This window comes from Cesiribacter andamanensis AMV16 (assembly GCF_000348925.1).
GTDB classification, from domain to species: Bacteria; Bacteroidota; Bacteroidia; order Cytophagales; family Cyclobacteriaceae; genus Cesiribacter; species Cesiribacter andamanensis.
In genome coordinates, this window is the sequence record NZ_AODQ01000146.1 from 1 (window position 1) to 10,169 (window position 10,169).

The following is a 10,169-nucleotide window of genomic DNA, read 5'->3' on the forward strand; positions in this document are numbered from 1 at the left end:
AGGTTCCGTTTTTGCCGTGTGGGCTCGTTGCTGCCCCAAACAACGCTCAGCGCTTCGCCAATCACAACCGTATCAAAGGCCGGGCGCTTGTTCACCAGCAGCATGTCTACCTTCAGGGCGTTATCCGCCTGCAGAATGGTATCCATGGCTTCGTGCAGATCATCGGCTATGCCAAAGCCTCTGCGGGCATGCAGCATATCGGGGTGCGGCAGAAAGCCCACCTTCCAGTGCTGCTCCAGCACCGCCGGCAACAGCTCCCGCAATTGTTCATCTGCCAGGTAGGTTACCACAAAATCATCTGCCTCAATCGGCACTTCTGTCCCGTTTCGGTAGGCAATTGCATTTTTAAGGTGATGGTTAAAATGGGGGATTATCGACTTGGTAACCTGGCTTTTCTGTGCTTCGTCAAATAGCAATACAATGCCCTTCATGCAGATAATTTTCTACTAAAGCCCTAATTGCCCCCAAATGTTCGCAGAAAAAAGGGGTGAATGCGGCAGAAAAAAGCCGGCTTGCCGCTGCCTCCCCCCCAGGGCTTCCCTGCTGGTGAACGAGGTAACGGCTACTAGCGGCGCACAAAACCTTCCGGCAGGCTTCTGGCTTACCTAGGCAGTACCTTAGCGTCTTCAGGTCATGAACAGTACCCTGCTCCTTGTGCTGGTGAGCATTCTACTCTTATTTTTGCTTGTGCTGGGGCTGATGCTTTTCCGAGAACGGGTAGAGCTGCAGCTGGATCAGGACAAGATTCTGCTGCGCTACCCTTTTAGCAAACGGCTGCAGCATCTGGAGCAGGACCTGAGCAGCTGGAAGATCCAGCAGGCCCACTATCTGCGCTGGGGGGTTGTCTATTCCATCAACATGCTCTTTTCCGATGGCCGGCGGGCAGCCGTTAATTCCCGCATCAATCCCGAGAACTTTGAGTCCCTCTATAAGTACCTGAACAGCCAGTATGCCAGTAGACGAGAAGCCGACGATGTTTCCATGCCTAATTGAACAGGAAAAAAAAACCTGACAAGTTTTGAGACCTGTCAGGTTTACAAGAGGGATTTTTTCCCTTTTAAAACATCACATCATCCGGCGAAATCACCGGGCGGGGTGCTACCTCTACCGAGTCGGAGTCAGTAGTGCCGCGGCCGTAGCGGTCGCAGTTAGTTTCAATGGTGAGGGGTTTTTCAGGCATGCTGAAGGCGGTCTTTTTAAAGCCCAGAGCCTTATCATTCATCACCCGCACCATAAACTGGTCCCAGATGGGCATAGCGGTGCGGGCGCCCTGCCCGGAGGTCCAGCTGGGAAAACGTATGTGGCGGCTATCCCCGCCTACCCAGGCGCCGGCTACCAGCTCGGGCGTTACCCCCATGAACCAGCCATCAGAACCATTCTGGGTAGTACCGGTTTTGGCGCCTACCGCTACCCGCTGCAGCAGGCTGGGCGACAGTCGGGCCGAGCTGCCAATGCCCATCTCAGCGCCTCCGCTGAGCATGTGCAGCATCAGGTAGGCAGTTTCTTCGTTGAGGGCTTCCCGGGTTACCGGCTCGGGCTTATAGAGCAGGTTGCCGTTCTTGTCTTCAATGCGGGTAATGTAGTAGGGCTGGGTATAGACCCCCCGGTTCACAAAGGTACTGTAAGCGCCCACCAGTTCATGCACCGATACATCATTCACCCCCAGGGAGAGTGCCAGTACAGGTTCCAGTTCGCTGCTAATGCCCATACGCCGGGCCATGGCCACTACATTTTCGGGCTTCATCTTGTGCATCATTTCGGCCGTAACCGAGTTGGTAGAGCGGGCCAGGGCTTCCCGCAGGCTCATGGGGGCATTGGTCCATTTGCCATCCGAGTTCTTGGGCTCCCAGGGGGTGCCGCTGCCGGTCTCGTAACTGCGGGGCACATCGTACACCTGATAGCAGGGCGAGTAGCCATTTTCGATGGCCGTAGCATACACAAAGGGCTTAAAGGTTGAGCCCGGCTGGCGCTTGCCCTGCTGCACATGATCATACTTGAAGTGGGTATGGTTTACCCCCCCTACCCAGGCCTTGATGGCGCCGGTGGCAGGGTCCATGGCCATAAAGCCGGCATGCAAAAAGCGCTTGTAGTAGGCCAGCGAATCAAGTGGCGAGAGGTTCATCTCCTTTTCGCCCTTGTAGCTGAACACCCGCATGGGACGTTTGGTCTTCAGCACGATCCAGACCGAGTCGGACTTGGCCCCGTACTTGCGCACCAGCTTGCGGTAGTGCTCGGTCTTTTTGATCTCCTGCTCCAGAAATCCCCTGATCTCCCGGCCATCTTCGCCGATCCAGGGGTTGCGGCCCCGCCACTCTTCTTCAAAGCGGGTCTGCAGGGAGGCCATGTGGCTGGCCACCACCTGCTCGGCATGGCGCTGCATGCGGCTATCGATGGTGGTGTAGATCTTCAGGCCATCTTTGTAAATGTTGTAGCCATTCTCGCGGGCCCATTTGCTCAGGAACTCCCGAATCACCGAGCGGAAGTAGGGAGCAGGCCCCTCGTTGTGGTTTTCGATCCGGTACTCCAGCTTCAGGGGCAGCAGCTTTACTGAATCAAACTGGGCCTCGGTGAGGTAGCCGTACTTCACCATCTGATGGAGCACCACATTGCGGCGGTGCAGGGCATTTTCGGGCTGGCGCACGGGGTTCAGGCGGGTGGGGTTTTGCACCACCCCTGCCAGCAGGGCAGATTCCTGCAGGTTCAGGCTGTTGGGGGTCTTATCAAAATAGACTTTTGAGGCTACTTTTACCCCATAGGTGTTGTTGCCAAAGCTTACGGTATTGAGGTAGAGCGCCAGAATTTCTTTTTTGGTATAGGTGCGCTCCAGCTGCACGGCCAGTATCCACTCCTTGGTCTTTTTCAGCAGCATGTCAAGTTTGTAGTTGATGCCATGCAGTTTGCCTTCATACTGCTCATCGGTACGCAGATCAAACATTACCTTGGCCGTTTGCTGGGAGAGCGTACTGCCTCCCCCCTTGTTCTGGCCCAGCAGTACCGACTTGATGGCCACCCGGATCAGGCTGACGCCATCCAGGCCGGAATGTTCCTCAAAGCGGGCGTCTTCAACGGCTTTCAGGCTATGCACCAGGTAGGGAGAGATTTCATCATAGGCGGCATTTTCCCGGTTTTCCCGAAAATACTTGCCCAGCAGTTTGCCATCGGCCCCCCAGAGCTCGGAGGCCAGGTCGTTTTCGGCATTCTCCAGCATGGTGGCGCTGGGCATTCCGCCAAAAAGGCCCAGAAAATCAACGCTAACGGTGTAGAGGTATAAGGGAAAGCCCAGCAGCAGGGCCACAAAGCCCGCCCATAGGCCAATGACCAGTTTGCGGTAGAGTGTAGCGGCCGAGCGGCTGCTGCCTTGTTTCTTTTTTCGTTTTTTTACTAAGGTGGTAGCGCCCATAGTGTAGCAGGTAGATAGATCTGTAACAGGAGAAAAGCTGGTTACGTAAGCTGCCGCCGAACCTAAAGGCCCCTTGTGCCTCCGCAGTGAGTGCCAGCAAGGCAGGCGGAGCTATACGCCTGCCCCCTTACGCGCAGCCTAGTGCTTTTGTTAACTCCTAAAGATAGTGTTTTATTGGATGCAGCCATGGCCGTCAGGCAGGTAAAGAAGCAGAAAATACTACATGCCTGCTGCTTTCTGAGCCAGGTGCAAAACGGCCCGCCCTAAAGTACAATGAAGGGGATTGCCTGCCAGCTAGCGGTACTAGGTATCCGCTGCTGGTGCCGGGTGTGCGCCATAAAAAAAGGGCATCCCTGCGGATACCCCTCTTGTGCACGTGTAGTTATTGGAAGCCAGCAGCTAGCGTTAGGCCTGACCTGGCAGCGGACTTACCGGCGTTTCGCTGGCGTAAAGCTCGCCCAGCAGCCCTACAGAAAAATTGATCCCTTCCGGGGCTACCGAGGTAAGGGAGGGATAGCCCACCAGCACCACGGCAATATCGGCCTCCTGGTAGTCGCTTACAAAACGGTGCGGACTTCCCTGGATCAGCGTTCTGAAATCGGCATCCTCCAGAAAAATAAAATCCACCGCCTGCCCGTCTACGGCATGGCGTTGTTTATGTAACAGTTTCATTGTCTCTTTACATTTGTGAGAAAGCACCTGCGGCCAGCGTTTCTGAGGCCACGGGCAAATTTAACATATTCTTTTCAAACGCAGGCCGGGCGGCAGGGTTGCGGAAGTGGACGGCATACCTGGCCAGGCCCCTCCGGCAGTCCCCCACCGCGCTAAAGCCCCAATGCTATGACATTTCTTTCCCTAAGCGGCATCAGCAAATGGCTTACTTCGCAGGCAACGCCCCGCCAAACGGCCCTCAACAGCATAAGCTTTCGCCTGGAGGCGGGCCAGAAACTGGCCCTGGCCGGGCAGACCGGTTCCGGCAAAAGCACACTGCTGAAGATTATTGCCGGCCTGGTACAGCCCGATGCCGGAAGTATACACTTTAAGGGCGAGCGGGTAAAGGGGCCGGATGAGAAGCTGGTGGCCGGCCACCGGTCCATTGCCTATCTCTCCCAACACTTTGAGCTGCCGGGCTCCCTGCGGGTAGAGCAGGTACTGCAGTATGCCAATAGCCTGGCGGCCTCAGACGCAGCGGCGCTCTATGCGCTATGCGGCATTACCCCCCTGCTAACCCGCAGGACCGACCAGGTATCGGGCGGCGAAAAGCAGCGCATTGCACTGGCCCGCCTGCTGGTAGGCAAACCGGAGCTGATTCTGCTGGATGAGCCCTTCTCTAACCTGGACATGGCCCACAAGGCCGACCTGAAAGAGGTGATCCAGTCCATCAGCGAGCGGCTGGGCATCAGCGTTATCCTGGTATCGCACGACCCCCTGGATAGCCTTTCCTGGGCCGACCAGATCCTGGTGCTGCAGGAGGGACAGCTGGTGCAGCAGGCCTCAGCCCGGCAAATTTACGAACAGCCCAAGAATGCCTATGTGGCCCGGCTTTTTGGGCCCTGCAGCCTGCTGTCTCCCCCTCAGCAAAAGGGCCTGATCCCCTTGCTGGGGCAGCCACCGGCCGGCAAACGCCTGCTGTTGCGGCCCGAATCCCTCCACCTGCTCAGCCAGCCCCAGCCGGGCTGCCCGGCAGCTAGGGTGCAGCGTATCGTCTATTATGGCAGCCATTTTGAGCTGGACGTTGAGCTAGAGGGAACCCAACTGCGTATCCGCAGCCTGGAGGCAGTGGCAGCCCCTGGCGATACGGTTTGGCTGGGACTAGCCCGCCCTGCGGTACATTATCTTTAGGTACGGATCTGCCAAACCTCCGCCTGAAGGATTGAGTTGTAGCTAAGCAGCTACCGCCTGTTGAAAAAGCGGGCGGCAGCCCACTACTATTTTTTCCAACCTTAATCCGTAGCGATATGAGCACTTCTCATAAAGAAAAAAGCAAACAGCAGCAGCAACAAGATCCGCGGGAGCGCTATCCCAAACCCCCTTATCCAAATCAGGAGCAGGAAGCCCCCGGAACCGAGGGTGGTCTCAAGCCACAGGCCGACCATGGGGAGCAGTCCTATAAAGGATCGGGCAAACTGAAGGGCAAGAAAGCGCTGATCACCGGCGGCGATTCCGGTATTGGCCGGGCGGTGGCCATAGCCTTTGCCCGGGAGGGCGCCGATGTGCTGATCTCCTACCTCAATGAGGACGAAGATGCAAAGGAAACCGCCAACTGGATCAAAAAAGAAGGGAGAAAAGCCCTGCTGGTGGCTGGTGATATCAGCAAGGAGGCCCACTGCAAAAAGATTGTGGAGCAGGCCGTAGACGAATTTGGCCAGATCGATATTCTGGTAAACAATGCAGCCTTTCAGATGGCGCGGGAATCACTGCAGGAGATTCCCAGCGAAGAATGGGACTACACCTTTCGTACCAACATCCACGCCATGTTTTACCTCTGCAAGGCCGCGGAACCGCACATGAAGCCGGGCAGCTCCATCATCAACACCACCTCGGTAAACGCCTACAAGCCCACCCCCAGCCTGCTGGCTTATGCCGCCACCAAGGGGGCCATTCAGAACTTCTCGGCCAACCTGGCCCAGCTGCTGGCCGATAAAGGCATACGGGTAAACTGTGTAGCCCCCGGCCCCATCTGGACCCCTCTGATCCCAGCCACTATGCCCTCTGATCAGGTAAAGCAATTTGGCAAAGATGTGCCCCTGAAACGCGCCGGGCAGCCCGCCGAGCTGGCGGCTGTGTATGTGCTGCTGGCCTCGCAGGACTCCAGCTACATTACCGGCTCTACCGTACAGGTAACGGGCGGCACCCCTACCATATAGCCTGCCTGGCGCTGCGCCTGCGGTAGCTGATGCTCTGCACATGCCCTGCCCTCCTGCCCGCTCAGCGGTGCCCCAGGGGGCAGGGCTTTTTTAGGTACTGCACGGGCATTGGGTCAGATCGGCAGGCTGCCTCCTTTGCTGAAACACAAGCTGCATAGTCCCAGGTCTTCACTTAGACAATTGCAGGAGCCGATTTTCATTTTCAAAGGCAGGGAATCAACAGGCTGGCGGCTTTCGGCATTTTGCTGATTTTTGGTACATGAAGGGGACTTTTGCTGGTAGCTGCTCATTTTATATCAGCCGGCTATTGAGTAGTTTTAAGCTTGCTATTGAGAATCTGTGATTGATCTGATGCAGGCTATGAAAAAGTGTGTTTATCTCCTGGCTGCGCTCCTGTTGCTGTATACCCCCCTGGCTGCCCAGACCCCTTCCGGCGATTCGCTCAGCCACCTGGCAGGCCCCCAGGGCCAGCCCCTGCGGCTGCACCTTCCGCAGCAGCCGGGCTGGACGAGCGTACAGGAGGGAAAAACCCTCCGATTTCGGCTGCACGCCTCCGGGGGTGCCGATACTGCCTATGTGTTTACAGTGATGCCGGCAGGCATTCAGGGACTGCAGTTTGATTCGCTGGGCCATTTTACCTGGACCCCCGGCTACGATGCCGTAAGCCGCCTGCGCCCCGACAGCACCTACCAGCTGCTGTTTGAAGTGCGCAACCGGCAGCAGGAGCGGGTGCACCAGGTAGTAGAGCTACAGGTGCAGCATGCCAACCGTCCGCCCCAGGTCGGCGAGCTCAAGCCCTTTTATGTCCGCTACAACCAGCAGAATATCTACACCATAGAGCAATCGGCCCTGATGGATGCCGATGGCGACCCCCTGGTGATTGTGCCCAACCTGGAGGTGATGCCTGAGGGCGCCAAACTAAGCCCGCAGGGCGAATTTAGCTGGAAACCCTCCCTTACGCAGTTTAACCAGTTGCGCAACCGTCCGCTGCAGCTGGAGTTCTGGCTGGAAGACCAGCCCGCCAAAGCCCGTACCAAAGGGTCTTTTCGCATAGAAGTCACCCAGCAGGACCTGCCCCCCAGCATTCAGATGATTCCCTCCCAGAACCGCTTCCGCTACAGTGAAGATGCCACCATTAACCTGAAATTTCAGCTCTACGACCCCAATGGGGAGAGTGATATTGCCTCGTTTAGCATGCTGTCGGATAATACGCAGGTGCCTGCTGCTGCGCTGGTAAAAAACACCCCCTCCCAATGGGAATTTATCTGGAAGCCGGGCTATGATTTTGTGAAGGACCCCCTGGATTCCCTCTCCTTTCACATTACTTTTTTTGTGCTGGACAAAGCCAACAAACAGGATGAGCGCCGGGTGTATTTCACCATTCTGAATGCGGTGAATGAAGCCGAGCAGGACCGCAAGCTGTATGAAGACTACCGCGCGGCCATGGTGCGCGCCTGGGACCTGATGGAGCAGCTGACCGAGGCCGAAGAAGATCTGAAAAAACGCTACCGCAAGGCCAAACGGGGTAAAAAGGCCCGCTCGCTTACCAACGCCTCCCTGGGCGCTGCCACCGGCATTACCCCCGTGGTGGTGGAGGAGCCCGGCACCTCTAAAAAGATTACGGCCATAGGCGGTACCGCCGTTATGACCATCGGAACCCTGGAGGCAACCGAGGTGATTGGCCGCTCTACCAAAGACCTGGTGGAACGCCTCAATTACATTATGGAGAAGCGGAATGAACTGCAGACCAAAGGCGACATCTTTGCCCGTAAATATGCCCTGAAATCGGCCCGTCGCAAACCTGAATTCATGAAGGAAATGGACGACTTCATAGGCGTCATGAACCTGCGCGGGCTGGTAGCCCTGGAACTGGATGCCGGCTGGAAGAACAAAAAGAAGCCCACCAGCGAAAACGTAGCCCGAACGTTCAAGGATTTTGCCGGCGAAAAACAGTAGCCTGTTTACAAAAATGGTCCAACATCATGTTGATCCTTTCCGGAATTTATCCCGACAAGATTCTACAAAAGCAGGTCAGCATGTACAGAAAAAGAGTGGAATTTAACTTTTTCGGAGAGCCAGGCACACTGTTGCAGGCCATCTGCTTGCACAAAGCCTCTCAAAATCAGGCATTCCTGCCGACTTTGGCATTTAAATTTGTACAAATAGGATGAATTTGGTAGCCGGCGCTAATCCCACAGTTTATGGCTGAGGCCTGACACCTGTAGGTTTTCCGTTCAGTTCAGAACTGCCTGCAGGCCAGTCTAATGCAGGGCTTTTCTATCTTTGCTTCAGGATTAGTCCCTGCCAGGGGTAGGCGCCGCCCCTACTGCCAGTAGTATGGATGGCACTGTTTTTGGACTGGCTTTTTTTAGATATCAACCCTATAGTATGAAACACCTATTCTCTCTGATTGCCCTTATTTTGTTGAGTCTGCCGCTTGCGGCCCAGACCTACGAGAAGAACGATGTGTATGCTGTGTTTACCTACCGCTTTACCAAAATGACGGAACATCCCTCCTCGGGCGATTATAAGATCGTTATTTTTGGCAATAGTGATGTAGCCAAACGCATGGCCAACTTTCACAACTCGGTATCTAACGGGCGCAAGATCCTGATCATCGATACCAATAAGGTGGAGGACACCAAAGATGCGCACATGGTCTTTATCGGGGACGCCAGAACCTCCAAACTGAGCGAGGTACTTGCACTGGCGCCTAATGCCCTGATCATTACCGAGCGCAACAACCAGTTTGCCAAAGGCAGCCACATCAGCTTTCTGACGGTAGACAACAAGGTGGGCTTTGAGCTTTCCAAAACCAACAGCGAAGCCAAGGGCATTAAGCTCTCCAAAGAGATTCTTACCTACGCCAAGCGTGTAGAATAAGGCAGGCGCCCCCGAGAGGTGCCCCTGCCCTGACAACACTTCCCCATTGGATATCCCGCGCATCAGCACAGGGACCCAATGGGGAAGTGTTGGTTTTACCTGATTGGTGTCGCTAAAACTTCCAGCGTACAAAGGCTTCCATGGCTTCATAATTGGCCAGGCCCAGGCGATCATAGTGCCGGGCGGTTTCGCGGTTGCGCTCTTCCGCCCGCACCCAAAACTCCCGCTCGTCGTCGCCAGGAAACACCGGCCGGTCTTTTTGCGACTGGTGCTTGAAAATAGCCAGGCGTTTACGCTCCACTTCCTGGGGCGAGAGGGGCACGGCCATTTCAATTTCATGAGTCTCAAACTCATGCCAGGCCCCGCGGTAGAGCCACAGCCAGCAATCGCGGGTCCAGGCCTCGGTTTTGCGCAGGCGGGTGAGGGCCTCCAGCACAATGCGGAAGCAGACAATGTGGGTGCCATGGGGGTCGGCAAAATCGCCGGCGGCAAACACCTGATGGGGCCTTACCTGCTGCAGCAGTTCCATGGTGAGGGCGACGTCCTGTTCGGTAACGGGATTCTTGCTGAACTTGCCCGATTCATAAAAGGGCAGGGCCATAAAATGAATGTGATCATCGCTCAGGCCGGCATAGCGCGCGGCAGCGATGGCTTCACTTTTGCGTATAAAGGCTTTCACATTCTGGATAGCCTCGGTATCCACCTGGTTGGGCTGCTTGGTAGCGATAAAGGTGCGCGCCTCCTCGTAGACGGTCCGTAAGGCCTCGGATTCACGCCCCATGCTGGCATTAAAGTCCAGGGCAAACTCCATGTAGCGCAGCACATCATCATCCCAGACGGCCGTATTGCCCGAGGTCTGGTAGGCCACATGGACCTGGTGGCCCTGATCAACCAGGCGGATAAAGGTTCCCCCCATGGAGATCACATCATCATCGGGATGCGGCGAAAAGATGAGTACCCGTTTTTGGGCCGGTTCAGCCCGCTCGGGCCGGCGGTCATCGGGCGCATTGGGCTTGCCA

8 protein-coding genes and 1 pseudogene are annotated in these 10,169 nt (G+C 56.0%); 5 read left to right on the top strand and 4 right to left on the bottom strand.

Translation table 11 applies throughout. The features are described 5' to 3' along the window. Positions 1-431: pseudogene (locus tag ADICEAN_RS18305) on the bottom strand (DUF389 domain-containing protein); the annotation flags it as partial. 202 nt (positions 432-633) lie between these two features. On the opposite strand from ADICEAN_RS18305, the gene ADICEAN_RS18310 reads away from it, so the two are divergent. Further along, positions 634-993, top strand: coding sequence for a hypothetical protein (locus ADICEAN_RS18310; protein ID WP_009197148.1), 360 nt, complete (start codon positions 634-636; stop codon positions 991-993). Between the two features lie 64 nt (positions 994-1,057). On the opposite strand, the gene ADICEAN_RS18315 is transcribed toward ADICEAN_RS18310, so the two are convergent. Further along, positions 1,058-3,400 carry a penicillin-binding protein 1A gene (locus ADICEAN_RS18315; protein WP_009197149.1) on the bottom strand — a complete coding sequence of 781 codons (2,343 nt, stop codon included), beginning with the start codon at positions 3,398-3,400 and terminating at the stop codon, positions 1,058-1,060. A gap of 405 nt (positions 3,401-3,805) precedes the next feature. Beyond that, positions 3,806-4,072 carry a hypothetical protein gene (locus ADICEAN_RS18320; RefSeq protein ID WP_009197150.1) on the bottom strand — a complete coding sequence of 89 codons (267 nt, stop codon included), beginning with the start codon at positions 4,070-4,072 and terminating at the stop codon, positions 3,806-3,808. Positions 4,073-4,240: 168 nt separating this feature from the next. Here ADICEAN_RS18320 and ADICEAN_RS18325 point away from each other — a divergent pair, with 168 nt between their 5' ends. The 4 genes from ADICEAN_RS18325 to ADICEAN_RS18345 all read left to right on the top strand — a co-directional run bounded on the left by ADICEAN_RS18325 (position 4,241) and on the right by ADICEAN_RS18345 (position 9,150). Then, complete coding sequence (locus ADICEAN_RS18325; RefSeq protein ID WP_009197151.1) at positions 4,241-5,242, top strand: ABC transporter ATP-binding protein; 1,002 nt, start codon at positions 4,241-4,243, stop codon at positions 5,240-5,242. A 116-nt stretch (positions 5,243-5,358) separates the two neighbouring features. Next, entirely contained in the window at positions 5,359-6,267 is a 909-nt protein-coding gene (locus ADICEAN_RS18330; protein WP_009197152.1) for a glucose 1-dehydrogenase, read from the top strand. Positions 6,268-6,627: 360 nt separating this feature from the next. Continuing rightward, on the top strand, positions 6,628-8,223 hold the full coding sequence (locus ADICEAN_RS18335; protein WP_009197153.1) for a hypothetical protein: 1,596 nt from the start codon (positions 6,628-6,630) through the stop codon (positions 8,221-8,223). Positions 8,224-8,655: 432 nt separating this feature from the next. Continuing rightward, positions 8,656-9,150, top strand: a complete 495-nt coding sequence (locus ADICEAN_RS18345; RefSeq protein WP_009197155.1) for a YfiR family protein — start codon at positions 8,656-8,658, stop codon at positions 9,148-9,150. 112 nt (positions 9,151-9,262) lie between these two features. Here ADICEAN_RS18345 and ADICEAN_RS18350 read toward each other — a convergent pair. Continuing rightward, positions 9,263-10,169, bottom strand: a 907-nt coding sequence (locus tag ADICEAN_RS18350; protein WP_040398133.1) for a PIG-L family deacetylase, incomplete at its 5' end; no start/stop codon positions are given.

What these genes read in the sequence shown, in the direction of transcription:
- ADICEAN_RS18310 (WP_009197148.1), top strand. Translation starts at nt 634, where the DNA reads ATGAACAGTACCCTGCTCCTTGTGCTGGTGAGCATTCTACTCTTATTT.
- ADICEAN_RS18315 (WP_009197149.1), bottom strand. Translation starts at nt 3,400, where the DNA reads ATGGGCGCTACCACCTTAGTAAAAAAACGAAAAAAGAAACAAGGCAGC.
- ADICEAN_RS18320 (WP_009197150.1), bottom strand. Translation starts at nt 4,072, where the DNA reads ATGAAACTGTTACATAAACAACGCCATGCCGTAGACGGGCAGGCGGTG.
- ADICEAN_RS18325 (WP_009197151.1), top strand. Translation starts at nt 4,241, where the DNA reads ATGACATTTCTTTCCCTAAGCGGCATCAGCAAATGGCTTACTTCGCAG.
- ADICEAN_RS18330 (WP_009197152.1), top strand. Translation starts at nt 5,359, where the DNA reads ATGAGCACTTCTCATAAAGAAAAAAGCAAACAGCAGCAGCAACAAGAT.
- ADICEAN_RS18335 (WP_009197153.1), top strand. Translation starts at nt 6,628, where the DNA reads ATGAAAAAGTGTGTTTATCTCCTGGCTGCGCTCCTGTTGCTGTATACC.
- ADICEAN_RS18345 (WP_009197155.1), top strand. Translation starts at nt 8,656, where the DNA reads ATGAAACACCTATTCTCTCTGATTGCCCTTATTTTGTTGAGTCTGCCG.